At 64.4% G+C, this 24058-nt stretch carries 20 protein-coding genes; 10 read left to right on the top strand and 10 right to left on the bottom strand.

Annotated features, from left to right (window positions below; translation table 11 throughout):
- Positions 1-64: 64 nt before the first annotated feature.
- Entirely contained in the window at positions 65-235 is a 171-nt protein-coding gene (locus MMB74_RS05235; RefSeq protein ID WP_277427534.1) for a hypothetical protein, read from the top strand.
- Between the two features lie 61 nt (positions 236-296).
- Here MMB74_RS05235 and MMB74_RS05230 read toward each other — a convergent pair whose 3' ends face one another.
- Together MMB74_RS05230 and MMB74_RS05225 are read right to left on the bottom strand one after the other, a co-directional pair.
- Positions 297-620, bottom strand: coding sequence for a hypothetical protein (locus MMB74_RS05230; RefSeq protein WP_277427533.1), 324 nt, complete (start codon positions 618-620; stop codon positions 297-299).
- A 105-nt stretch (positions 621-725) separates the two neighbouring features.
- The gene (locus tag MMB74_RS05225; protein ID WP_277427532.1) at positions 726-1331 is read right to left on the bottom strand and encodes a TMEM175 family protein; all 606 of its coding nucleotides are present in this window, start codon (positions 1329-1331) and stop codon (positions 726-728) included.
- 293 nt (positions 1332-1624) lie between these two features.
- Here MMB74_RS05225 and MMB74_RS05220 point away from each other — a divergent pair, with 293 nt between their 5' ends.
- From MMB74_RS05220 to MMB74_RS05180, 9 genes are all read left to right on the top strand, one after another.
- The gene (locus MMB74_RS05220; protein WP_277427531.1) at positions 1625-3151 is read left to right on the top strand and encodes a methyl-accepting chemotaxis protein; all 1527 of its coding nucleotides are present in this window, start codon (positions 1625-1627) and stop codon (positions 3149-3151) included.
- Positions 3148-4104, top strand: a complete 957-nt coding sequence (locus tag MMB74_RS05215; RefSeq protein WP_277427530.1) for a substrate-binding domain-containing protein — start codon at positions 3148-3150, stop codon at positions 4102-4104. Before MMB74_RS05220 ends, MMB74_RS05215 begins: the two co-directional genes overlap by 4 nt.
- Positions 4105-4280: 176 nt before the next feature.
- Positions 4281-4703, top strand: a complete 423-nt coding sequence (locus tag MMB74_RS05210) for a DUF305 domain-containing protein (protein ID WP_277427529.1) — start codon at positions 4281-4283, stop codon at positions 4701-4703.
- A gap of 417 nt (positions 4704-5120) precedes the next feature.
- Positions 5121-6539 carry a radical SAM protein gene (locus MMB74_RS05205; RefSeq protein WP_277427528.1) on the top strand — a complete coding sequence of 473 codons (1419 nt, stop codon included), beginning with the start codon at positions 5121-5123 and terminating at the stop codon, positions 6537-6539.
- A gap of 2 nt (positions 6540-6541) precedes the next feature.
- Positions 6542-7765: an MFS transporter gene (locus MMB74_RS05200; RefSeq protein ID WP_277427527.1), complete on the top strand. Its 1224-nt coding sequence runs from the start codon at positions 6542-6544 to the stop codon at positions 7763-7765.
- Positions 7758-8162, top strand: a complete 405-nt coding sequence (gene speD / locus MMB74_RS05195; RefSeq protein WP_277427526.1) for an adenosylmethionine decarboxylase — start codon at positions 7758-7760, stop codon at positions 8160-8162. The genes MMB74_RS05200 and speD overlap by 8 nt, the downstream gene beginning before the upstream one ends.
- 268 nt (positions 8163-8430) lie before the next feature.
- On the top strand, positions 8431-9738 hold the full coding sequence (locus tag MMB74_RS05190) for a solute carrier family 23 protein (RefSeq protein ID WP_277427525.1): 1308 nt from the start codon (positions 8431-8433) through the stop codon (positions 9736-9738).
- Positions 9739-10044: 306 nt separating this feature from the next.
- On the top strand, positions 10045-11325 hold the full coding sequence (locus MMB74_RS05185; RefSeq protein ID WP_277427524.1) for an EAL domain-containing protein: 1281 nt from the start codon (positions 10045-10047) through the stop codon (positions 11323-11325).
- A gap of 366 nt (positions 11326-11691) precedes the next feature.
- Positions 11692-12897, top strand: a complete 1206-nt coding sequence (locus MMB74_RS05180; protein WP_277427523.1) for a branched-chain amino acid ABC transporter substrate-binding protein — start codon at positions 11692-11694, stop codon at positions 12895-12897.
- Positions 12898-12954: 57 nt separating this feature from the next.
- Here the strand turns inward: MMB74_RS05180 and MMB74_RS05175 are convergent, their stop codons facing one another.
- From MMB74_RS05175 to MMB74_RS05140, 8 genes are all read right to left on the bottom strand, one after another.
- Positions 12955-16551, bottom strand: coding sequence for an indolepyruvate ferredoxin oxidoreductase family protein (locus MMB74_RS05175; RefSeq protein WP_277427522.1), 3597 nt, complete (start codon positions 16549-16551; stop codon positions 12955-12957).
- Between the two features lie 221 nt (positions 16552-16772).
- Positions 16773-17810, bottom strand: coding sequence for an ion channel (locus tag MMB74_RS05170; protein WP_277427521.1), 1038 nt, complete (start codon positions 17808-17810; stop codon positions 16773-16775).
- Between the two features lie 58 nt (positions 17811-17868).
- Positions 17869-18114 (bottom strand): hypothetical protein, encoded by a 246-nt coding sequence (locus MMB74_RS05165; protein ID WP_277427520.1) that lies wholly within the window; start codon positions 18112-18114, stop codon positions 17869-17871.
- Between the two features lie 89 nt (positions 18115-18203).
- Positions 18204-18425, bottom strand: coding sequence for a hypothetical protein (locus tag MMB74_RS05160; protein ID WP_277427519.1), 222 nt, complete (start codon positions 18423-18425; stop codon positions 18204-18206).
- 129 nt (positions 18426-18554) lie between these two features.
- Positions 18555-19505, bottom strand: a complete 951-nt coding sequence (locus MMB74_RS05155; RefSeq protein ID WP_277427518.1) for a carbohydrate kinase — start codon at positions 19503-19505, stop codon at positions 18555-18557.
- A 20-nt stretch (positions 19506-19525) separates the two neighbouring features.
- Positions 19526-20929 carry an AGE family epimerase/isomerase gene (locus MMB74_RS05150; RefSeq protein ID WP_277427517.1) on the bottom strand — a complete coding sequence of 468 codons (1404 nt, stop codon included), beginning with the start codon at positions 20927-20929 and terminating at the stop codon, positions 19526-19528.
- On the bottom strand, positions 20926-21966 hold the full coding sequence (locus MMB74_RS05145; protein ID WP_277427516.1) for a LacI family DNA-binding transcriptional regulator: 1041 nt from the start codon (positions 21964-21966) through the stop codon (positions 20926-20928). The genes MMB74_RS05150 and MMB74_RS05145 overlap by 4 nt, the downstream gene beginning before the upstream one ends.
- Before the next feature lie 138 nt (positions 21967-22104).
- Positions 22105-23943: a phosphodiesterase gene (locus MMB74_RS05140; protein ID WP_277427515.1), complete on the bottom strand. Its 1839-nt coding sequence runs from the start codon at positions 23941-23943 to the stop codon at positions 22105-22107.
- Between the last annotated feature and the right edge of the window lie 115 nt (positions 23944-24058).

Below are 24058 nucleotides of genomic sequence, written 5' to 3'. Positions count from 1 at the left end.
GCCGCCGCGGGCCTGTTTATTGCAGCCCGGAATGTGCCTACGTAACGACTCTTGGGGGGCGAGCATGAACCAGCGTAGCAAGGAGCCGAAACAGGTGGCCGATCGGCCCGAGCCGGCGCATCACAGCGATAACGCGCGTAGCCGCATGCCGGAACGCGACGATCGCGGGCGCAAGCAGTCTCCGGCCGATAAGCCGGGGCGGCAGTCTGGCGAGGGCGAGCCGAGCGTCGGCTAGCCTTGGGGTTTGCGCGGGACGAACCGGTGCTGATCGGCTCGCCCCGCTTTTCAGTGAAGCCTTACTTGGCGGCGTCCGCTTCGCACTTCTTCATGAAAGAGGCCTTCGCCGCGCCGGCGAGCGGCTTGCCGTTCGAGCCGACGGCCTTGGTTTCACATTCCGCCTTCGCCGACTTCATCTTGTCGGCCTTGCATTTCTTGATGAACGACGCCTTGGCCGCGCCCGACAGCGGTTTGCCGTTCTTGCCCACTGCCTGTGCCGCGCAATCCGAGGAAGCGGGCGCAGCCGCCGCACCGCTTGCCGCCGCGGCGCCGGAGGCTTGAGCGTGGGCCATGCCCACAGCAAACATGCCCGCGATAGCCGCCAAGACAAATTTGTTCAACATGACCATTCCCTCCTGAAGTGGTGTGAAGCAAAAGGCTTCTCCCCGTTAACGGTGCGCGACCCCGCCGGTTGACCGCGCGGACTCCTACGCATTCGTGCAGCGCCGCTAGCGTACATCCCCGCTCCCCTTATCGCGCGCCGCGATCAGCCGTTCGACCCGACGGTCCGGCACGAGCCACAGCAACGCCACTCCGGCGAAGAAGGCGAGACCGATGCGCGGATAGCCTGCCCACGCGGCCGCGATGCCCAGCAGGTACAAGAGCGGCGAAGCCTTTCCTTTCGTATCGCGGCCAATCGCCTGTGCAAGGAGACTGCCCGGCCCATGATGGCGCACGAGCCCCGTTTCCAAGATGAACCAGGCGCACGCGCATGCGAGTAGGTTCACGCCGTAGAGCACGGTCGGCCATCGTGCGAAATGGTTCTCACCCATCCATCCCGTGCTGAACGGCAGTAGCGACAGCCAAAACAAGAGGTGCAGATTCCACCAGAGAATCGCGCCGGTCACGCGGTGCGAAGCCTGCAGCAGATGATGGTGATTGTTCCAATAGATGCCGATGTAGATAAAGCTGAGCACGTAGCTCATGGCAATGGGCCAAAGCTGCGCCAGTGCGGGCAGGTCCTCGCCGTGCGGAACTTTCAGTTCGAGCACCATGATGGTGATGATGACGGCCATCACGCCGTCGCTGAATGCTTCCAATCGGTTTTTTTCCATTGTCGTCGGTTCGCGGTTCTACGTGTGTTCGAGCTAGGTTAAATGACTGCGGTCGCTTCGACTTCCACCTTGAAGCCGTAACGTGACCGCCGATGTCGCGCCCCTTGATTTGAGCACAGGTCGCGGCACGGAAGCGGACGCCGCGCGCGCACGAGGGTCCGGTGCTAAATAAAAAGATACTTAAAAGATTAAGCGGGCCGCCTCCGGTGCCGATAAGCAGTGCGGGAAATGCTCTTTTAAGCATTTACACGGACTTCTTACTTTCGACTATGAACGCTCTTTCTCAAGTATCTGTGGCCCGTAAGCTGCAGATCGTGCTTGCCGTGGCATTGGCCAGCCTGTTGTTGGTCGGTGGGTTCGGCGCCATTCAAATCGCGCGGATCGCGTCCCAAAGCGGGGCGATCAGCGGCCGATGGATGCCCACGGCCATGGGGGCGCAGCGCACCGCTCAACTCGCGGCTACCGTGCGCAACAAGGAATTCGCCTACATTCTCGTGCGCTACGATCAGCGCGACCAAGTGTTGCCGGAGCTGAAGAAGAGCATCGATGCGATGACTGCGCAGCTCAAAGCGTTCGGCGAACAACAACTCGGCGATGCCGAGCGCAAGACGTACGAGCAAGCGAGCGCCGAGTGGCGCGACTATCTCGCGCTCGATGCGAAGCTGCAAGACGAAGTCGACAATGCATCGCCCAACGCGGCGCGCGCCATCATCATGCAGGACAGCGCAAAAAGCTTCGAGCGTTTGACGACCGAACTCTCGGAATTGGCGAGCGCGAGCCAGGGCGAGGCGACGCACGCAAGCGACGCGGCGACGAGCGCCGCGCATCGCTCGCTCACGTTGATCGCGATTGCGGTGGTGATCGCGGCGGCCATCGCCGCAATCTTGATGACGCTCGTTGCGCGCGCGATCAGCGTGCCGCTCAATGCGGCGGTGGACTTCGCGCAGACTGTCGCGCGCGGCGACTTGACGGTCAACCTGCGCGCGCAGGGCGACGACGAAGTCGCACGCATGATTCGTTCGTTGTCCGAAATGTCCGATCGCCTGCGCACGCTCATTGCCGAGGTGCGGGACGGCGTGGAATCGGTCAATACCGCATCGAGCGAAATCGCGGCGGGCAATCTCGATTTGAGCGCCCGCACCGAGAAAGTCGCGTTCAGCGTGCAGCAAACGGCGACGTACATGGACCAACTGGGCCAGTCGGCTTCGCAAGCGACCGACACCGCGTTGCAGGTCAACGCGCTTTCGCAGCAGGCGTTCAATGCGGCCGAGCGCGGCGGCGATATCGTCTCGCGCGTCGTGACGAGCATGAACGAGATCACGGCCTCGTCGAGCAAGATCAGCGACATCATCGGCGTGATCGACGGCATCGCATTCCAGACGAATATCCTCGCGCTGAACGCTGCGGTCGAAGCTGCGCGCGCGGGTGAGCAGGGCCGCGGCTTTGCCGTGGTCGCGAGCGAAGTGCGCGGCCTCGCGCAACGCTCGGCTGCCGCCGCCAAGGAGATCAAGGAGTTGATCGAGTCGTCGGTCGCCAGCGTGGGCGCGGGCGGCCAGCTCGTGGGCGAAGCGGGCGGCGCGATGGGCGACATCATCGAAGCCGTCCGCCACGTCGGCGCGCTGATCGGCGAAATCGCCGACGCTTCGCACGCACAGCAACGCGATCTCGTGCAAGTGCGCGAGGCCGTGGTGCATATCGACGAGACGACGCAGCAAAACGCCGCGCTCGTCGAGCAGTCCGCATCGGCCGCTTCGTCGTTGCGTGATCAAGCGGACCGGCTCGCTTCTCTCGTGGCAGTGTTCCGGGTGAGCGCAGCATGAAAGCGATCGATTTTCTAGGCGCTTCGCTCTTTGCAGTGTGCCTCTGGGCCGCATCCTGGACGGGCGCCTCGGCGCAAACGGACGCGCCCGCTAAACCGAAGATCGGCATTGCCATGGCCGAATTCGACGACAACTTCCCCACGCTTTTGCGCGAAGCGATGTCCAAGGAAGCGCGCAAGCAAGGGTGGAAACCCGTGTTCGCCGATGGCCATTCCGATCAGCAGCGTCAAAACGAAGAGGTCGCCTCGCTGATCGCGAACGATCACGTCGATGCGATCGTGATCTTGCCCGTCGATGCCACGGCGACGGCGACGATGACCAAGACGATTCGCGACGCCAAGGTGCCGCTCGTCTACGTGAATCGCAAGCCGAGCGAGCCCATTGGCGAGGGCATGGCGTATGTGGGATCGCAAGACATCCTGGCGGGGCGGATGCAAGCCGACTACGTTGCGCAGCAACTGGGCGGCAAAGGCGAGGTCGCGTTGATGGTCGGCCAGTTGAGCACGGAGGCGGCGGTCTTGCGCACGCGGGGGTTCAAGGAAGTTCTGGCGCATTATCCCGGCATGCATCTGGCCATCGAACAGGTGGGCGATTGGTCGCGCGAGAAGGGCATGGCGATGACGGCCGATTGGCTCAAGCAGGACAAAAAGCTCGATGCGATCGTCGCGAACAACGACGAGATGGCGATCGGCGCGATCATCGCCTTGCACAAGGCGGGTCGCGCGCCCGGCAGCATGTTCATCATGGGCATCGACGCCACCCCCGATGCGCTCGCGCAGATGGATCGAGGCGCGATGAAGGCGACCGTCTATCAAGACGCGAAGGGACAAGGCGTGGCGGCCGTCGATCTAGCGATTGCCATGAAGAAGGGCGAGCCGAACGTGCCGCGCGCCGTCGACGTGCCGTTCAAGCTCATCACGCCGCAGAACTATAAGGACCTCATGGCGTACTGAGCGCGCGGCGGGGGCACCCGGCCCGATCATTGGCATCGAATTTGCTGAGAACTTGCTGCGAGCTGCTTTAGAGGCAGCGCAATCAACGGCCTGGCATGCCGATGGCGCGGCCCGCGGCCCGCGTTCCGTCCGCCGCTCGCGCACGACTGTCCACCGTCAATGAGGAGGTGATACGCATGCAATGTCCCCGCAAAATCGGCTCACCGCTGCTTTGGGTTGCCGCCGCCGCGCTCTACGGCGCGCCGCTCCTAGCTCAGGCGCAGCAGAGTGCATCGATGCCCAGCATGAGCAGCACGGCCGAGGCGCAATCGGCGCCCGCAGGCAGTCAAGGCGCGACCGGCGATTCAACCGCCGCATTCAAGTCCGCGGACGAGCGGATGATGAAGTCGATGGAAGGATCAGCCTATACCGGCCATGCCGACGAAGATTTCGTGTCGCACATGATCCCGCATCATCAAGGCGCGGTGGACATGGCGCAAGTCGAGCTCAAATATGGCAAAGACCCGCAGCTGAAGCGCCTGGCCGAGCGCATCGTGGCGAGCCAGCGCAAAGAGATTCAGTTCATGAAAGCGTGGCAAGCCAAGCACGCCAAGCGATAAGCCGCCCAACGCGGCCGCTTTAGCCATCGTCCCCTCTCCTCTTACCGGGCGCTATGTGCGCCCGCTCCCCGCCTGTCGTTCATTCGGTCCGGTGCCCCGCATGGCACGTCCGTAGCGCGTGCGCTTCCTATCAAGCTTGACGGGTTCGTTGCGATCGCGCCCTCCGTTAAATTCGCCTAATCGAGATAAACGTCGCCCGTGTAAGATTTCGTGGCGATGACTCACCGAATGTTGGCATTCCCGGCCAACGTCCCGCAGGAGGTGTCCTGCACTCAATTAGGAGTCCGAAATGAACGACGTGTCGCACTACTTCGAGCCGCCCAAGGTGCAGCCCATGCCCGTGAAGATGGGCGTTTGGTAAGCGGTCCGGTATAGAAGCGAGAAGGGGCCGTGCGCCCCTTCCATTTGGAGAAACGCATGCAGTTGCGCTCAGGCAGCACGCTCGTCAAATTCGATCGCCAGTTTCCGATCTACAACTTCTTCTTTCCGAACCAGGGAAAAGCGCGCGCTGCGTTGTCCGTGCCGCAAGTCTGGAACGAGGCGGCGCGCCATGTGCGCTCGCGCGCGCTGTATTTCCACATCCCGTTTTGTGACACGATCTGCAACTTCTGCCCATTTACGCGGGGCCGCTATTCGAGCCGCGCCGTCATCGACGAATACTTCGCGAGCTTGCTTGCCGAAATTCGTTTGAAAGCGGATCTGATCGACTTGAAGCGCGTGCCGGTTTCGGCAATCTTCTTCGGCGGTGGCACGCCAAGCTTGCTGGATCCGGAGCAGATCGTCGAACTCGGCGATTTGATACGGCGCACCTTCGACTTGTCTCACCTGCGGGAATTTTCGTTCGAGGTCGAAGCCAAGAGCTTGACCCAGGAGCGCGCGCAAGCCATGCGCGCCATCGGGGTTACGCACCCGCGCTTCGGCTTGCAGAGCTTTTCGCTGAAATGGCGCGACATGTTCGATCTGACCGCCACGCTCGATCAAATCCATGATGCGGCCGCGCTGTTGAAACAGTGCTTTCCGTATCAAACGTTCGACATCTTGTACGGCATGAGCGGTCAAGACGAAGAGGAGTTGATCGCCGATCTGGAAGCGGCCGTTGCGCTCGGAACGACCAACGTCGACATCTATCCGATCGATAACATCGTCACGCAGGTCGGCTTGCACGCCAAACTGGAGGCGGCCGGCGCCGCGCCCACTTCGGCCATGCGCAAGTTCGGCATGAACCTGTTGATCGATCAAGCGATGCGCCACGCGGGGTTCATGCCGCATAACGGCCACGGCTACGTTCGCACGCCCGCTACGGGCGATGTCGTGAGCGACGCATATTCGTTCGTCTATCACGAGCATGTGTACGGCTATCACGATCACGACCTGATGGGCTTCGGCGTCAATGCGATCAGCTCGACGATCGGGCACGTGCTGACGCAAACCCACAGCAAGAAGGTTTATCGCGAGGCAATCGCGCAAGGCCGCGTCCCTTGCGAAATCAGCCGGCATGAGCGGGCGCTCGATTTCGCCCGGCCGATCGTGCTGCGTTTGCCGTATCACGGCCGGCTCGATAAACGGCACGTGCGATGGGATGCCGTGCATCCGGAAGTGCTGGAAAAGCTGGACCGCGTTCGGCAAGAAGGATTCGTCGTCGAGGACGATACGTCGTTGGCGTTGACCAAGCTCGGCTGGTATTGGTACGTCAATCTCATGTACTACCTCATGCCGAACGCGGACCAGTTGCTGATGAACGGCATGGTGATCGATAAGCTGAAAGACTCTGGCCGGCGGTTCTCCAAGCGGGAACTGTTGTTTCCGCTCGTGTCCGCGCAAGTCGCCGAGGGATGACGATGCTCGCGATGCTGCGCAAGGAACGCCGGCTGTCCATCCTGCTGACGGGCAATCTGCTGTCGCAGATCGGCGACGGCGTTCACGAATTCATCTTCATCGTCACCGTGCTCAACGTCACGCATGCGAACGTGGCGCTCTCGGGCGCGATCTACTTCTTCCGATTCATCCCGTACGTCGTGCTCGGACCGCTGGGCGGCGCGCTATCGGATCGGCGCTCGCGACGTTCGTTGATGATCGCCGCCGATCTGGCGCGGATGAGCATTACCGCCGTGTTCTGTTTTCTGTTGTCGAGCACGCAGATCGACGTGGCGGCGCTGGCCCTGATCGGCATGTCGATGACGGCGTTTCGCACGCTGTTTCAGCCCGCGTTCCAAGGCACGATCCCCTTGCTGGTGCGGGCCGATCACTTGCCCGCGGCCAACGGCGCAGCGCAAATGGCGGCGGAAATGGGCGGGCTCGTCGGTCCCGCGCTCGGTGGCGGGCTGCTTTATGCCGTGGCCGACTCCGGCTACGTGCTGGCGATCGATGCGGCCACTTATTTGATCTCGGCGCTCTGCGTTTGGCGAACGATCGCGGCATCGGAACAGGCCGCACACCGTGAGCCCATCGCGCGCTGCACGCTGCGCGGCTTGTACGGCGAGTTCGCGGCGAACTTCAAGGCATCGCTGGCCAAGCGCGAGTTATTCGTCAGCATCGGATACTCGGCGTTGTGCATTCTGTTCGTCGGCGCGGCCTTGCGCGTGCTCATCCCGACGATGCTCAAGAGCGAAGGCTACGCCGACAGCGTCATCGGCTTCGCAATGAGCGCCATCGCCCTCGGCGCGTTCAGCGGCGCGCTCGTGTGCAGTAGCGTCTCGCGCGATTTCAGCACGCCGAGCTTGATGACGTATTGGCGCTGCTACGGCTTCATGCTGGCGCTGCTGCCGTTGTGCGCGGTCAGCGCGCCGGCGACGTTCGCCGGTTGTTTCGTGCTCGGTGCGATCGGTGCATTCGTCGATGTGGTGTTGCCCACCAACATTCAGCGCTTGTCCACCGACGCGAACGTCGGCAAGAACTTCAGCTTGTTCTCGACGTTGGCCAACACGAGCGAGGCGATGTCGGGCGCGTTCGCGGGTGCGCTCAGCGCCATTGCGCCGGTGGCCGTCGGGATATCGATCATCGGCGTAGCCGTCGTATCGGTGGGCTATGCGGGCACTGCACGGGCGTCCAAACGTCATGAGTGAATCGCCGCATCTGGCCTATGGCCGTCACGTGCTGGTCGACATTGCACAAGCCGACCATGCGCTGCTCAATGATCGCGGGGCACTCGTGCGCGCGTTGACCGATGCTGCGGTGGCCGAGGGCGCGACCGTGCTTGGCACGATCGAGCACGCGTTCGAACCGAACGGCGTCACGATCTTGCTGCTGCTCGCCGAGTCGCACGTTTCGCTGCATACGTATCCCGACGAAGGACGCGCATTCTTCGATGCGTTCACGTGCGGCGTGCGGTGCGAGCCGGTCCGGATCTTTCGCCGGTTCGTCGCCGCGCATCCGGTGGGCACGTATCGAATGGTGTTTTGCGAGCGCGGCGAAGCCGGGCCGCGGGAGACGGTGCCGTGCGGGGCCGGTGGCGTGGCCTGAGATGGAGAGAAGGCTGCGCCGACCGCATGCGGGTGAGCACGGGCACTTTTATCGCTAATCGCGCCGCAGTGGCTGTGCCAAGTCTCGGCTTCTGCGGTCCTCGGCTGTGCTCGGCAGGATTCACCCGTACGCCGCTGTGCGGCAATTTAGAGCCCATGCCGTCCATCGACAGCTTGCCACCGCTTATTGCCGTCCTTAAACTCGCGCGTGATTCCAATACGCCGCCGCACCAAGGCGGTCCCCCCACGCGAGAAGGAGCCCAATCAGCATGGCCGAGTCCTATTTTCCGCGCTGGCGAGTCGCGCCGCGCGCCGCCGAGGGCCGCGTCGTCGCGCCCGACGAGCGTTTGCCCTGGCCACAGACGTTCGCAATGGGCGTTCAACACGTGGTCGCTATGTTCGGCTCGACCGTGCTCGCCCCGCTGCTCATGGGCTTCGATCCGAACTTGTGCATTCTCATGTCCGGCATCGGCACCTTGCTGTTCTTCGTGCTCGTCGGCGGTCGAGTGCCGAGCTACCTGGGCTCGAGCTTTTCGTTCATCGGGCTCGTCATCGCCGTGACGGGCTATGCGGGACACGGCCCCAACCTGAACATCCCCGTCGCGCTCGGCGGCATTATCGTCTGCGGCGTGGTGTACGCCATCATCGGGCTTGTCGTCGCAGCGGTCGGCACCAAGTGGATCGAGACGCTCATGCCGCCCGTCGTCACCGGTTCGATCGTCGCGGTCATCGGCCTGAACCTCGCCCCCATCGCCGTGAAAGGCGTGAGCGGCTCTAACTTCGATTCGTGGATGGCCGTCGTGACCGTGCTCAGCGTCGGCATCGTCGCCGTGTTCACGCGCGGCATGGTGCAGCGGCTGCTCATTCTCGTAGGCCTGCTGATCGCCTACGCAATCTACGCCGTCGCCACCAACGGCATGGGCCTTGGCAAGCCGATCGATTTTTCGATCGTCGGCAACGCCGCCTGGTTCGGCATGCCGCACTTCTCGGCGCCGGTCTTCGACGGGCATGCCATGTTGCTGCTCGCGCCCGTCGCCATCATCCTCGTCGCCGAGAACCTCGGCCACATCAAGGCGGTGAGCGCGATGACGGGGCACAATCTCGATCGCTACATTGGTCGCGCCTTCGTGGGCGACGGCCTCGCGACCATCGTTTCGGGCTTCGCCGGAGGCACGGGCGTCACGACCTACGCGGAAAACATCGGCGTCATGGCGGTCACCAAGATCTATTCGACGATCGTGTTCGTCGTCGCGGCCGTCATCGCCATCGTGCTCGGCTTCTCGCCGAAGTTCGGCGCGCTGATCGAGACGATTCCCGGACCCGTGCTGGGCGGCGTGTCGATCGTCGTCTTCGGCCTCATCGCCGTGACGGGCGCACGCATTTGGGTCGTCAATAAAGTCGACTTCTCCGACAACCGCAACCTGATCGTCGCGGCCGTGACATTGGTGATCGGCGCGGGCAACTTCTCGTTGCAGCTCGGCGGGTTCGCCCTCGGCGGCATCGGCACCGCCACCTTCGGCGCCATCCTCCTCTATGCATTGCTGCGCCGCGAATTGGCGCGCGGCCCGGTGCTCTAAGCGTAAGCCCCGTCATCGGTCTTGCCGCGTGCGTGATTGCACCTCGATGGTGCGAGCGCGCACGCCCTGGCGCTGCGTCTGTCAAGACGCTTGAAAGCGCCAATCTCGCCACCACTCGCTGCGCGCTCGTCGCGCCGCCGCGCCATGCACCGATGATCGCTGCGCACGGACCTTGCTTTGCTCCCGGCTGCCACTACAGTACAAAGAACCGAGGGAGCCGTCGATGAGGTCTATCGTCATGTGTGTTCGTCGTCATCGTTCCAGCGTCGTGTCCGGCGTTCGCGCGCGCCGCGCGTGGGGAGCGCCATGGTGATTTCCGTGCGGGAAAGCGGCGTAGCTGCGCCGCGATCGCTTGAACCCGATCTGATCTCCGGGTTGCAGCGCTACGCGTTGCGCCATCGCGACCTCACGCTCACGAGCGTGTTTCAGCCGATCTTCAGCTTGTCGCACTTGCGCGCCGTCGGCTACGAGGCGCTGCTGCGCGCCCACGATATCTTCGATCGGCCCGTGCCGCCGCTCGACGTATTCGGCGACGCGGCGCGCCAGAGCGAGCTTCACTATGTCGATCGTCTCGCGCAGTCGTTGCATTTGGAGAACTTCAAGACGCTGCATGCCGAGCGCGAGTGGCTCTTCCTGAACATTCACGCGGGCGCGCTCGCCGACTCCTATCACGAGGCCGCGCTGCGCGCGCACCTCGAGCGGCTCGAACTGTCGCCGCGCCGCATCGTGCTAGAGCTCCAAGCGGTGCGCGCCGAAGACTTCGACAAATTGGCCGACGAAGCGCGCCGGTTTCGCGCGCAGGGCTTCTTGATCGCACTCGACGATTTCGGCGCGGGCGATTCGAATTTGGAGCGGATTTGGCAGCTCGATCCCGATATCGTCAAGGTCGATCGCATGATGCTCTCGCAAGCGGCGCATCGCACGGAAGCGGCGGCCATTCTGCCCGGCTTCGTGGCGATGCTGCACGAGGCCGGCAAGCTCGTGCTCATCGAGGGCGTCGAGACCGAGCACGAGGCGCAATTGGCGTTTTCCTGCGATGCGGATTTCGTTCAGGGCTTTCACTTCGGACGGCCGGGTCCGGGCGCTGCCGATAGCGCCTACGCCGCCGAGCGCATTGCGGCCTTGGCCGAGTGCCACCGCGCGCAGACCCAAGCGCGCGAGCGTGCGCGTGCCAGCCGGCTCGCGCCCTACGTGCGCGCGTTCGAACGCGCGGCTGAGCGCCTCGCGCAAGGCGAGCCGCTCGATGAAGTGTGCTGGAACTTCCTCGCGCTCGATCATGCCGCGCGCTGCTTCCTCCTGGACGAAGAGGGCCGCCAGAAGGGCCGCAACGTCGTGCTGCGCGCCGATCGCGCCGGGCACGAAGCGCGGTTTTTACCCGTGGCCGACGCGCAAGGTGCGAACTGGATGCGCCGTCCTTACTTCCATGCTGCGATCGAGGCGCCCGATCGCGTTCATGCCACCCGGCCGTACCTGTCGATCAACGAAGCGCTTCCTTGCGTGACGCTGTCGGTGGCCGTGCGGATCGGCGCAGGCCTGTGCGTTCTGTGCGGCGACATCGATTGGCAGGAAGACGCCACTGGCCTTTAGACGTGCTTGGCGGGCCGCCATCCGCGACCGCCGCCGTCATCTAGATACTATGGGAAGGGCTGTCTCGGACGCATCCATTTGCGTGCTCCTTACCAAAACGAGTCTGCGAACTCTCGTTTTACTCCAAGGGGCTTACTGAGCAGCCCTTCCCATTGTATCTAGCACTCGCTCGCTTGATCTGCCCGGTTCGACGCGTATCATCAAGACAGCGCGGCGGGCTGGGCGCGATCGATGCTTCGCCGGCCCGAGCGGCGCGGCGCGTGGATTGCTACTAGCGATGCGCGCGTCCGCAGCCGCGGCTCGGCGTTCGCTGCCCCTATGGCCGAGACGCGCTCCCCGTTCATAAAAACCACAAGGAGCACAGACATGACGGTTCGGCAACCCGCTGCAGCGCGCGGATGGAGCAGTTTGAGGCGAGCGGCGCTCGCCGGCTTCGGCATAGCCGCGTTATCGATCGCCGCCGCCCCTGGCGCGGCGTGGGCGCAAGAGACGATCAAGATCGGGGTGCCGGTGCCGCTGTCAGGCGGTTACGCGATGGCCGGCAAGGATATCTTGAACGGCGCGCAACTGGCCGCCGACGACATCAATCGCCGGGGCGGCGTGCTCGGCAAAAAGATCGAGCTCGTGCAGGAAGACGACGAATGCGACGCGGACAAGGCGGCTCAGGCTGCACAAACTCTTGTGGGGAAGGGCGTCGTGGCGGTGGCGGGCGGCTACTGCTCGAGCGCGGCGCTGCCCGAGTTGCGCGTCTTTCACGGCGCTGGCCTGGCGTACGTGATGGATGCGTCGACGAATCCGGAGCTGACCGAGAAAGGGTGGGACAACGCGTTTCGCACGATCGGCCGAGACGACGAGCAGGGTCCATTCGCCGCCAAGCTCATGAAGGAAGTCCTGCATGCGAAGTCGGTGGCCGTGGTGAACGACAACACGACTTATTCGAAAGGGCTCGCCGAGAACGCCGTCCAAGCGTTGAAGCAGCAGGGCATCGAGGTGGTGTACGACGACGCGCTGACGCCGGGGCAAATGGATTACGCCGATCTCGCCAAGCAAGTGGCGGCGCTCAAGCCCGACGTCGTCTACTACACGGGCTATTACCCCGAGGCCGCCTTGCTAGCGAGGGATTTTCACCAGTTGAAGCTTCGCGTCAAATACTTCATGGGCGGCGACGGGACGACGCAGCCCACGCTCATCAAAACCGCCGGTAGCGCGGCAAACGGCATGATTTGCACCACGGCCCCGCTGCCCGCATTCCTCACCGGCGCGAAGGCGCGCCGATTCGTCGACGCTTACAAGAAAGCTTACGGCGTCGAGCCCGGACCGTATTCGATTTACGAATACGATGCCATCGCCGTGACGGCCAAAGCGATCGAGAACGCCCATTCGACCAAGCCCGCGGACATCGTCGCCGCTCTGCATAAGATATCGAATTTCAACGGGGCGACGGGCGAGATCGCGTTCAACGAGAGAGGCGATCGCTCCAAGGCAGTCTATGTGGCCGTGATCGTGAAAGGCGGGAAGTTCCAAGCCTACCGGCATCTCGATCGGAACGGGCGCTGGGTGGCGTCGAAGTAAGCGGAGTAGCGGGCGCCGCCGGAACGCGGCGCGCCTTGTGTGCCGAGTCTCTTTTTCTTATTTCGCAACGACGACCGGGATGCCGCGCAGCGAGCCCGCGCCCTTCATCTCGTCGAGCGCGTGTTGCACGGCGGGGCTGGTCGCCGCTTCCAAGCCAAGGCGGGCAGCCAGCTCGCGCTCGCTGCGTTTCACGCTGGCAAGGTTGCGCAGTTTCACGTGCCCGTAGCCGCGCACGCGAGCATGCAGTTCCGCTAGCTGCGCGATCGCTTCGGCATTTTCCGCGTTCATCCGATCGAACGCGCGCTCCATCGTCGTTTGGTAATCGTCGGCAAGCGCGCGTTCCATGCGGCGTTCGGCGGTGCGGCTGAACGGATCGAGCGCGGTGCCGCGCAAACCGCGCCATTTCGCGAGCATGCCGAGCACCGGCCAGAGCCATTGGCCGAACGTCAGCTTGCGCGGCGCCTGGCCCGGCTTGGCTTTCGCGAGCGCCGGCGGCGCCAAGTTGAAATTGACGCGAAAATCCTTGCCGGCCTTGCCTTCGAATTGCGCTTCGAGCGCCTCGCGGAATGCGGCGTCGGTATGCAAGCGTGCGACTTCGTATTCGTCTTTGACGGCGAGCAAGCGGTAAAACGTGGTCGCGACGGCGCGCGTGACCCGCGCTTGCGGCACGCGGCTTTCGGCCTGGCGCGCCGCCGCAACGAGCGCGCCGTAGCGCTCGACGTAGCGCGGTCCGCCATAGGCGGCAAGGCGCCGTTCGCGATCGGCGACGAGCGCGTCCAGTTCGGCGAGCGCGTCCTCGGACGTCCCAGCGGCCGCGCGCGCCATATGACGCTCGGCCCAAAGCGCTTCGAGCGCGGCGGCATCGCCCGCCGCGAGGCGGCCCACCGAGAACGCGAGCTTGTTCATCGGCACGGCGACGTTGTTCAACTCGATCGCGCGCATCAATGCCGCGTGCGAGACCGGCACGAGGCCCAACTGCCAGGCGAAGCCCAGCATGAGAATGTTCGCGCCGATCGAATCGCCGAGGAACTTCGCGGCCAGCGCCTGCGCATCGCAGGTCGACATGAATTCGGCGCCTGCGGCGGCGCGCATTTTGTCGACGAGCGCATCGGCGTGCAAATTCGCGTCCGGATCATGGACGAACGAGGCGTTCGGGATCTGGTGCGTGTTGACGACGATTCGCGTGCGGCCGTGGCGAACCGTTTGCAGTGCGTCCGCGCTCGCCCCGACGACCATGTCGCAGGCAAGCAGCACGTCGGCTTGCTGCGTGTCGATGCGCACTTGGTTCAGCCACTCGTCGCGCGCCGCGAAACGCACGAACGAGAGCACCGAGCCGCCCTTTTGCGCGAAGCCCATGAAGTCGAGCACCGATGCGCTCTTACCTTCGAGGTGAGCCGCCATGCTGATCAGCGCCCCGACGGTGACGACGCCCGTGCCGCCCACGCCGGTCACGAGGATGTCGTAAGGCGCGGCGTCCAGATGCGTGCGTGGAACGGGCAACGCCTCGACGCTGTGCGCCAAAGCCGCTTCGTCGAACGCCACGCCGGCCGCTTTCTTCAGCTTGCCGCCTTCGATCGTGACGAAGCTTGGGCAAAAGCCGTTCACGCAGGAGAAGTCCTTGTTGCACGACGATTGGTCGATGCGGCGCTTCCGGCCAAGCGGCGTTTCCACGGGTTCGACCGACAGGCAGTTCGACTGCACGCCGCAGTCGCCGCAGCCTTCGCAAACCGCTTCGTTGATGAACAGCCGCTTGTCCGGGTCGGGGAATTCGCCTTTCTTGCGGCGGCGGCGTTTTTCGGCGGCGCAGGTTTGATCGTAGATGAGGACCGTCACGCCTGGGGTGTCGCGCAACTCCCGCTGGACGTCGTCGAGTTCGCGCCGATGATGGAACGTCGTGCCTTTCGGGAACAGGGCGTGATGCCCGTCGTACTTCTCGGGCTCGTCGGAGACGACGACGAAGCGCGAGACGCCTTCGGCTTCGACTTGCCGGGCGATCTGTGGCACCGAAATGCTGCCGTCGACGGGTTGGCCGCCCGTCATGGCGACGGCGTCGTTGTAGAGGATCTTGTAGGTGATGTTGGCCTTGGCCGACACGGCTTGGCGGATGGCGAGGATGCCCGAATGAAAATACGTGCCGTCGCCAAGGTTCTGGAAGACATGCTTGGTCTTCGTAAACATCGAGTGCGAGGCCCAGTCGACGCCTTCCCCGCCCATCTGAATCAAGCCCGTGGTAGCGCGATCCATCCACGAAGCCATGAAATGGCAGCCGATGCCCGCATGAGCGATCGAGCCTTCGGGCACCTTCGTCGACGTGTTGTGCGGGCAGCCCGAGCAGAAGTAGGGCGTGCGGCGCACGGCGTCGGCCGCATTCGAGAGGATGCTCGGCGCGACGAGATCGACGACGCGCTCGCGCCGGTCCAGATGAGGCTTATGCCGGGCCAGCCATTGCGCGAACACGGGCAGCACGCGCGAGGGACGCAGCTCGCCGAGCTCCGACAGCAGCGGCGCGCCGCCTGCATCGTGCTTGCCGACGATCGCCGGGCGCTCGCCCGCCGGGCGGTTGTACAGGTAGTCCTTGATTTGTTGCTCGATCACCGGGCCTTTCTCCTCGATGACGAGCACTTCGGAGAGTCCCTGCACGAACGTATCGATGCGCGATAGTTCGAGGGGGAACGAGAGCCCGACCTTGTAGATGCGCACGCCCGCGGCGTCGAGATCGGCGACGGTCAGATCGAGCCGGCGCAGCGCCTCCATCAGATCGAGATGCGCTTTGCCGCAGGTGACGATGCCGATATTGGCGTTCGGGCTTTGAGCGATCCATTTGTCGATGCTGTTGACCCGGGCGAACGCGCGCACGGCATCGAGTTTGGCGGCTAGACGCGCTTCGATGGTTAGGCTCGGCAAGTCGGGCCAGCGATTGTGCAGGCCGCCCGCGGGCACCGCGAAATCGGTGGGGGCGGGCCAGTGCGAGGCCAAGGCGTCTAGATCGACCGTGGCGCCCGATTCGACCGTCTCGGAGATCGCTTTGAAGCCCACCCATGCGCCCGAGAAGCGCGAGAGCGAGAAGCCGTATGCGCCGAATTCCAGCATGTCGGCGATGTGCGACGGGTTGACGATCGGCATGTGCCACGCCATGAGCGCGAAGTCGCTTTGATGCGGCATCGAGGACGATACGCAGCCGTGATCGTCGCCGGCCACGACGAGCACGCCGCCGTGCGGCGACGAGCCGTAGGCGTTGCCGTGCTTCAGCGCGTCGCCCGCGCGGTCGACGCCTGGGCCTTTGCCGTACCACATGGCGAAGACGCCATCGACGGTGCGTTCGGGATCGGCTTCGACGCGCTGCGTGCCGAGCACGGCCGTGCCGCCGAGTTCTTCGTTGATCGCGGGCAAAAAGCGCACATCGTTCGCATCGAGCAGCTTCTTGGCCTTCCACATCTGTTGATCGACCATGCCGAGGGGCGAGCCGCGGTAGCCGCTGACGAAGCCTGCCGTATTCCAGCCGAGCGCGCGATCGAGCTCGCGCTGCATCAGCATGATGCGCACGAGCGCCTGTGTACCGGTGAGAAAGATGCGGCCGCGCGTGGCGGTCAGGTTATCGGTGAGGCGGTATTCCGATAGAGCGGGCGTGCCGTCGATCGGCGGGCGGGCGGTCATGGTGTGTCTCCTTCAAGCTTTTTTTTGCCCCATCCAAGACCGGTGTCCGGCAAAAGGGGGTAACGCCCGTCCGACGAGGGGCAGCGAAGGCTCTATTCTTTAGCGAGGCAGCCGGAGGATTTTTTCTATCTCGTCGATGGCGACACGCAGGTGCGGCAATTTGTCCGCGCCAAGGCTGGGATTGGAGAGGAATTTTTCGCTGAGGGGATTGCGAGGGCAGGTTATGCCGGGTTCGAGGCCTGTGTGCCTGCCTCGTTTTCATCGTCCAGCGCAACGACTTCGTCGAATTGCGCGTAGTCGATGTGCGTGATGCCGTCCTCGTCCTCGTGCAGCAAGTCGACGAATCGCTGCTGCCAGCGAATCTCCTCATGGCCCCACGAACGGCGGCCGTACATCATCTGCGTGGTGGTTTCGTCGGCCCCCTCGATCATCAACATTAGCGACGCTTCGCTGGCGGCGAGGCTTTCCGCCGTTTCCCCGTAGAGCGGGCTCGTTTCGTCGATCACGTGCATCAGATTCCAACCCAGCAGGAAGGTGGGGTGCTGCTCGCGCACGAGCTTTAGGTCCTGGATGCGCCACAGCGGATAGCCCTCGGGCTTGCGCTCGTAGCGCATCAGCCGAAGCTTGGCCTTGGCTTCCACGATGAAGTTTTGCCGCGCGTTGGCGGCGCGCAGCATCAGCGTCGGTTTGCCATCGAGCGGGCGCACGACGGCATAGCGCGCGAAGATGATGCGAGCCCGGGGGCGGGAAAAACGCACGAAGATGAGGCCCGTCGCCAAAGCGATGCTCGACATGCCGGTGAAGATTTCGAGCGTCGCGATCGCGTGCGCGTAGACCGTCTGCGGGTGCATGTCGCCGTAGCCGACCGTCGCGAGCGTTTCCACGCTGAAGAAGAACGCGCCGAGAAAGCCATCGGGGGCTTGATTCGCGATCGGTGCGTGGCCGAACGAGTAGAGCGCGGCGAATGCGGCGTTCAGCAGCACGAAGAAAGCGGCGAGTGCGCCGAAGAACATCGGCCAGCTCGCCGTTAGCGCGCGATGGTACAGATCGAGGCTCGCGCGGCCCGGCAATCCGTGCGTGACGACCGTGCCCGTGCCCGTGCGCAGGATGCGGCCGCCTCGGCCGCCGGCGCGCGCACGCTTGGCCGCTTTCGGGGCGGGACGGGCATGGGGCGAGCGCGGCACGCGCGGCGCGGCGCGCTCGCAGGTGGCTTGGCCCGCGGGCGGGGCCGACTCGGGTGGATGGGTCTCGGTCGACATCGATGCTGCGCTTCATCGGGAACGGGCGCAGCGTAGCACGCGCGGCTTCGGGGCGCGACTACGGAAATGCTCTGGGCTTGGGCACGCCGGCGCCGTGCTCGATGTCGGCTTGAGCTTGCAAGCGCGCCGATTCGATGGCCTCGGCGGCCTGTGGATAACCCGTGTCGCCGCCCACCGTCGTCCAGCGCTGCACGGGTTTGTCCTGCTGCCGGATTTCATACTCGGCGTCCCAGCGCGAGCCTTCGAGCTCGATGGGGCGCACGTGAATCGAATAGACGCCGTAGACGTAGCTCTCTTCGGTCATGTCGAACCTCCATTCGCCTTGCTTCGGTCAGCGTTCGAAGCCGAGGCGGCGCCCGGTGCAATGGACGCGCCGCCGCACCGCAGCTCGCGCTACAACTCGATTTCGCCGAGGATTTGATGGGCGAGCGCTTTGGCTTCTTCGAGCGCCTCCGAGACGGTTGCGCTCACGCCCTTGACTTCATAGACCGTCGTCTCGGGTTCGGCCGCGTCGTCGCGCGCCAGGTGAACGACGCCTTGAAACCGGCCGTCGTCGAGTTGCTGAACACCGGCCGTGGCCGTGTAGATGCCTTTGGTGTAGGTGACGTCTTCCATGATGACGCTCCTGTCCGGGACGCATGAAATCATCGTAGCACGCGCGGGTAGTGTGCACCGGCGTCAAGCTCGAGTGGCGGCGATCGAAATGGAACTGGGCGTCTTTATCCCACGAGGCTTGGCGCCGTCCTACTCGAGTAGCGCAACGATCTCGTCGAGCGACGGCGAATGCGCCCCCGCATGCCGGCACGCCGCCGCGCCCGCCGCCAATGCGAACGCCAAGTGATCGCGCCAGCCGCGTTCGGGCCGCTGCATCAAGCTGAACAGCAGGCCGCCGATCGAAGCGTCGCCCGCGCCCACCGTATCGACGACTTCGACCCGCGGCGGCATCGCCGCAATCGTCTCGCCCGGGGCGATCAACGTCGCGGCGCCCGAGCCGCGCGTGACGAGCACGGTTGCAGCAGGGTTCATCGCGCGCAGCGTGTCGAGCGCCGTGTCTTCGTCCGTGCCGAAGAGGCAACGCAAATCTTCGTCGGAGACTTTGACGAGGTCGGCGAGCGCCGTCATCGTTTCGAGCATGGGCCGATAGCCGTGCTCCATGACGTTGCGATAGTTCGGATCGAAGCTGATGCGCACGCCCTGCGCGCGCAGCTCGGCCGCCAACCTCGATAGCGTGGCCGACAGCGGCGCGCGCGCAAGACTGATGCCGCCGAAGTGCGCCCAGCGTGCCGCGCCGGTCCAGCCTTGCGGCAGCGACTCGGGGTCGAACGCGAGGTCGGCGCTCGCATCGCCGATGAAAAAATAAGCTGGCGGATGCGTGCGATGCACGATGGCCAACAGCGGCGCCCGGGGGACGCGCTGCAAGAAGCGCAAGTCCAGGCCCGCCGCATCGCTCGCGCGCCACAAATCGTCGGAGAAGCAGTCGACGCCGATCGCGCCCGCAAATGCCGTCGGCACGCCCAGGCGCGCCACGGCGCGCGCCACGTTCCAACCGGCGCCGCCCGGGTGAGAGGTCCAGTGCGGTCCGTCCGTGCGGACGAGATCGGTCAGGATGTCGCCCGCGCTGACGAACATCGGGAGGGCGGGCCGCTCGCTGTGCGCGGCGGCCGATGATGCGCTCAAAGCGCTCGGGGTTTGCATAGATCGTCCGTTCAAGCCGTTCAAGCGCGGCTCGTCAAGCCGCTGCCGTTGCCATTGCCATTGGCAGTTCCGCGGCCATGTCCGTCGCCGGTGGCCGCCTGCAGGCTAGAAGCCGGGGTGAGGCCGTTGCCGATTGCATTCGCATCGCCGTTCACGTGGCTTTCGCCAAGCGCGTTCAACACTTCGTAGCATGCGCCCATCGTGTGGTAATCGGTCTTGCCGGCCGGGCTTTTTTCATCGCTGTATTTGCGGTTGTCGCATGTGAGGATGCGATACCAGGCGCCATGGCGATGGTCCACGAAATGCGTCCAGCTGTAGCTCCAGATCTCGTCGTACCAGTCCCAAAAACGCTCGCTGCCGGTGCGATGGCCGAGCAGCGCGGCGGCCGCCAGCGTTTCGGCCTGCACCCAGAAGTACTTGTCGTGATCGCAGATCTTGCCGTCGGGGCCGAAGCCGTAGCAAAGGCCGCCGTGCTCGTCGTCCCACGCGTGCGTGAGCGCCGCATCGAACAGCTCGACGGCGCGCGGCAGCAGCCAGGGCAGGGGGCGATGGCGCTCGAGGATCAACAGCAGCTTGGCCCATTCCGTCTGATGCCCGGGCTGAAAGCCCCAGGGCCGAAAGATGTTCGAGCTGTCTTCTTCGTTGTAGTGCCAATCGACCGACCAATCCGCGTGGAAGTGCTCCCAGACGAGCCCGTGCGAAAGGTTGGCCTGCCGCTCGGTGATGTGGGTGGCGACGCGTTCGGCCCGGTCGAGATAGACGAGGTGCCCGGTCGCCTCGTAGGCCGCGAGCAGCGCTTCGGTCGCATGCATGTTCGCGTTCTGCCCGCGATAGGTCGAGACGTGCCAGTCGGGCGTCGCTTCATCGGCGTAGAGCCCGGCGGCCGGATCCCAGAAACGGCGCTCCATCAGCTCGAACGTTTCGGCGATCTGCAACCGCGCCTCTTCGATCCCGGCCATCGCCGCATGGGCTTGCGCGAGCAGGACGAACGCGAGGCCGTAGCAGTGCCGGGTGCCGTCCACCGTGTGCTTATCGCGGTTGCGCCATTCGATCTCCCAGTCGTAGCCGCGATGTTCCGGGTCCCAGTGGGCATCGCGCAAGAATGCGAGGCCGTGACGCGCGTATTCCAAGTATTGCGGATCGCGCAAGTGCCGGTAGGCCATCGCGTAGTTGAAGACGAAGCGGCAACTGCTCACCAGGTGACGCGAGGTGCGGTTGTAGACCGTGCCATCGTCCTTGAAATAATGGAAGAAGCCCCCCGAGGCGTCGTAAACGGTCGGCGCGTAGAACCCGAGCGTATCGGCCACGTGCTCGAGCAAGAACGCGCGATCCCGAAAATCGTCGACGGGCGGTACGAGGGCGTTCGTGTGGACGGTGCCGGGCGCCGGCTTGATGCCTCGAGTGGCGTTGGGAAGCTTCGTCATGATGTGATTTCCGATTCGATGCCGGCTTGACCGAGCGCGTGCTGCGCGCCGGCGCCGCCGACCGTGCTGGCCCGCGCGACGAGCCGCACCGGCAGTCGTACCGTCAACTCGACGGGCGTATCTTCGAGCAGCAACTGCACGCCGCGCGCGCCGAGGGCTTCTTTGTCGATCGCGATCGTCGTCAGTGCGGGCGTAGCGTGGGAAGCCGCGGGAATGTCGTCGAAGCCGACGAACGCGATGTCCTCGGGCACGCGCAAGCCGCGTGCTAGCGCGACGCGCATCGCGGCGAGCGCTGCAACGTCGTTATAGGCGAAAACCGCGTTGGGTATGCGTTCTGGCCCTTGTGTGTCGAGCAGCCGTTGCATCGCCAATTCGGCGCCTTCGTCGGGCGGCAGGTGGGCGTCGATCGAGGTCTCGAGCGACGGGTCGAACAGCAGCCCCGCTTCGAAGAAGGCGCGCCGGTAGCCGAGGGCGCGCTGCGCGATGCTGTAATGCGCGAGCGAGCCGCCGATGAACGCGACGCGCTTGCGCCCGAGGGCGAATAAGTGCCGCATCGCCAGCATGGCGCCCTGGGCGTTGTCCAGATTGACCGAGCGCATATTCGGCGCCCACAGATCGATCAATACCAGCGGGCGCTGCATCGCGGCCACGGTAGCCAGCGTTTCCGGCTCGACGAAGCCCGCCACCGCGATGGCGTCGGGCGCGTGCAGGCGCAATTGCTCGGCCACGTCTTCGGTCGGACCGGCCGTCAGCAGCGAGGGCACGATGCCGTGCGCACGGCAAGCATCTTCCACGCCGTGCAGGACGTGCGAGAAAAAGGGGCTCGCGCCGAAATTGTTGTGCTGCCGGTGCAGCAGGAAGGTGAGGCGGCGGATGCGCGGGCGCAATTGCGCCGCGTCGTAGCCGAGCCGTTGAGCCGTCTCCACGACGCGCAGCCGCGTGGCTTCGGACAGCCCCGGCTGGTTCTTCAGGGCGCGCGACACGGTGCCGATCGACACGTTCGCCGCGCGGGCGATATCGCGAATCGTGGTGGCCATGGTCGCTCGTTCCTAGGGTCTCGGTGCGGGGATTGTATAGTAAAAACCGCAAAAAAGACCGCCATATGAGCTACATGATTGTCCTTATGCGTTCACCCATCAATGATTCAGGAACATTTTTCTGTTTAGTAAAAATTACTAAACGTGCCCTTCGCGTGCATGCATGAGCGCAGCGCCTTCGTCGAGATCGATGACGAATACCCCGGTCGCGTCCTGTTTTGCGCGGTGCTTGGCCAGCGCGGCCACCGAGGCGATCTCCTCGCTGCCATAGCGCGCATCCTCGCCGCGAGCCGGTTCCACGCGCACGCACCCGATCGCCATGGTCACGAAGCCGAAGAACGTCGGGTTGCCGCGCCGGTCTTCGCCATGAATGCCCCCGGCCTCTCGGTCCTCGTCCGCATAGAAATGCAGGCTGCCCGTGTTGAACGCATCGACCGCGCGCAACACGCGCGCATGCCAGTCCTCGCTTTGGAACAGGATCAGGAAGTCGTCGCCCCCGACGTGGCCGAGAAAGTCGCGCGTCGGATCGCACACGTCGGCCAGCACGGCCGCCGCGAACTTGAGCACTTCGTCGCCTTGCCAGTAGCCGTAACGATCGTTGAAAGGCTTGAAATGGTTCAGATCGACGTAGCAGGCATGAAACCGCACCCGATGCCCGATGAGCCGCGAGATATGGGAGCTGATCGGGATGTTGCCGGGCAGAAAGGTCAGCGGATTGGCGTAGCGGGCCGCTTCGATGCGCACTTCCGTGACGGCCCTGACGAGGCTTTCCCCCGTGCCCAGGCCCACGTAGCGCCCTTCGTCGGTGATGACGAAGCCGTCCGCGAGGTAGCGCTGGTCGTCGCTCGCAAGGAGCTTGGCCATCTGCTCGACGGTCATGGATTTTTCGATGACGACGGGCGGCGCATTGGCGAACAGCATGCACGGGCGTTTGCCGAACAGCTCGCGGTGATAAGGCAGGGCGTAGCGGTCCATGAAGCTGCGCCGATTGATGAGCGCGATCGGCTCGTCTTGCTCGACCACGGCGAGCGCATGCAGCGTCGGCAGGCGATTGAACAGAGCGAGGACGTCATTGTTCGTCGCGCTCGTGGGCAACGCGGGCGCCGGGACGATCATTTTCGCGGCAGCCATGCTGCCCGAGGGCGATGCGGCGATCGAGGTGCGCGTCGCCCCTGGGAATACGGCAATGTGATCGGCGCCCAGGGCCTTGCGCGCGGGTTCGGCGAGCTTGCGCGAAGCGCTCGGATCGGGCCGGCCGAGTAAAAAACCTTGGCCGAGCGCAATTCCCATGTCGCGCACGACGATCAGATCGGCCGCGTTTTCGATGCCTTCGGCCACGAGGCGTGCGCCGCTCGCTTCCGCGAAATGCTGCATCGCGCGAACGGCCTCGAACTTGAGCGGGTCGTTGGCGATATCGTCGATGAAGAAACGATCGATTTTGACGACGTCCGGTTGCAGGCGCACCCAAAGATTCATGCTCGCGTTCGCCGTGCCGTAATCGTCGAGTGCGAATTGGATGCCAGTCTCGCGTAGCGACGCAACGGCCGGTGCGAAACTGCGTACGTCGGCAATCGTGCTTTGCTCGGTGAGCTCGACGACCAGACGCTCGGCCGCCACGCCGCATTGCTGCAGCCAATCGATCATGCGCTCGTGCGTCGCCTGCAGCGCGACGAGGGCGTCGGCGCTGAAGTTCAGGAACAGCTTGCCTTCGCATCCGAGTTGCGCAAACGCCGTCGCGCAGGTGCGCGCCGCGGCATGCTCGAGCGCCACCGATTGCCCCTGGCGGGCGGCGCGATCGAACAGCGCGCCCGGCGATTCCAGAGAGGATCCGGCCGGGCCGCGGATGAGCCCTTCGTAGCCGAGGATCGTGCCGCCGTCGAAATCGACGATCGGTTGAAACACGGCGGTGAGCGCGCGCCGAGCGATCAGCTCGGTGACGGATGGCTCGCCGCGCGGCGAAGACTGGCTCAATGACATGACGAAGCGACAAGCCGGAAAGGATTGGATAGTCGGCTTATCGACGTTGTCGATTGAGAGTTGAGTGAATTTTTGGTGAAGCGATGCACCACTGCGGTGCATCGCGGCGCACGCC

The sequence above is a fragment of the Trinickia sp. Y13 genome (genome assembly GCF_029522115.1).
In the GTDB taxonomy this organism is placed as follows: domain Bacteria; phylum Pseudomonadota; class Gammaproteobacteria; order Burkholderiales; family Burkholderiaceae; genus Trinickia.
The sequence above is the reverse complement of the archived record's forward strand: the minus strand, read 5'-3'. Positions and strand labels throughout refer to the sequence as shown.

Coding starts and splice junctions, on each gene's coding strand:
- MMB74_RS05235 (WP_277427534.1), top strand. CDS start 65: ATGAACCAGCGTAGCAAGGAGCCGAAACAGGTGGCCGATCGGCCCGAG.
- MMB74_RS05230 (WP_277427533.1), bottom strand. CDS start 620: ATGTTGAACAAATTTGTCTTGGCGGCTATCGCGGGCATGTTTGCTGTG.
- MMB74_RS05225 (WP_277427532.1), bottom strand. CDS start 1,331: ATGGAAAAAAACCGATTGGAAGCATTCAGCGACGGCGTGATGGCCGTC.
- MMB74_RS05215 (WP_277427530.1), top strand. CDS start 3,148: ATGAAAGCGATCGATTTTCTAGGCGCTTCGCTCTTTGCAGTGTGCCTC.
- MMB74_RS05210 (WP_277427529.1), top strand. CDS start 4,281: ATGCAATGTCCCCGCAAAATCGGCTCACCGCTGCTTTGGGTTGCCGCC.
- MMB74_RS05205 (WP_277427528.1), top strand. CDS start 5,121: ATGCAGTTGCGCTCAGGCAGCACGCTCGTCAAATTCGATCGCCAGTTT.
- MMB74_RS05200 (WP_277427527.1), top strand. CDS start 6,542: ATGCTCGCGATGCTGCGCAAGGAACGCCGGCTGTCCATCCTGCTGACG.
- speD (WP_277427526.1), top strand. CDS start 7,758: ATGAGTGAATCGCCGCATCTGGCCTATGGCCGTCACGTGCTGGTCGAC.
- MMB74_RS05190 (WP_277427525.1), top strand. CDS start 8,431: ATGGCCGAGTCCTATTTTCCGCGCTGGCGAGTCGCGCCGCGCGCCGCC.
- MMB74_RS05185 (WP_277427524.1), top strand. CDS start 10,045: ATGGTGATTTCCGTGCGGGAAAGCGGCGTAGCTGCGCCGCGATCGCTT.
- MMB74_RS05180 (WP_277427523.1), top strand. CDS start 11,692: ATGACGGTTCGGCAACCCGCTGCAGCGCGCGGATGGAGCAGTTTGAGG.
- MMB74_RS05175 (WP_277427522.1), bottom strand. CDS start 16,551: ATGACCGCCCGCCCGCCGATCGACGGCACGCCCGCTCTATCGGAATAC.
- MMB74_RS05170 (WP_277427521.1), bottom strand. CDS start 17,810: ATGTCGACCGAGACCCATCCACCCGAGTCGGCCCCGCCCGCGGGCCAA.
- MMB74_RS05165 (WP_277427520.1), bottom strand. CDS start 18,114: ATGACCGAAGAGAGCTACGTCTACGGCGTCTATTCGATTCACGTGCGC.
- MMB74_RS05160 (WP_277427519.1), bottom strand. CDS start 18,425: ATGGAAGACGTCACCTACACCAAAGGCATCTACACGGCCACGGCCGGT.
- MMB74_RS05155 (WP_277427518.1), bottom strand. CDS start 19,505: ATGCAAACCCCGAGCGCTTTGAGCGCATCATCGGCCGCCGCGCACAGC.
- MMB74_RS05150 (WP_277427517.1), bottom strand. CDS start 20,929: ATGACGAAGCTTCCCAACGCCACTCGAGGCATCAAGCCGGCGCCCGGC.
- MMB74_RS05145 (WP_277427516.1), bottom strand. CDS start 21,966: ATGGCCACCACGATTCGCGATATCGCCCGCGCGGCGAACGTGTCGATC.
- MMB74_RS05140 (WP_277427515.1), bottom strand. CDS start 23,943: ATGTCATTGAGCCAGTCTTCGCCGCGCGGCGAGCCATCCGTCACCGAG.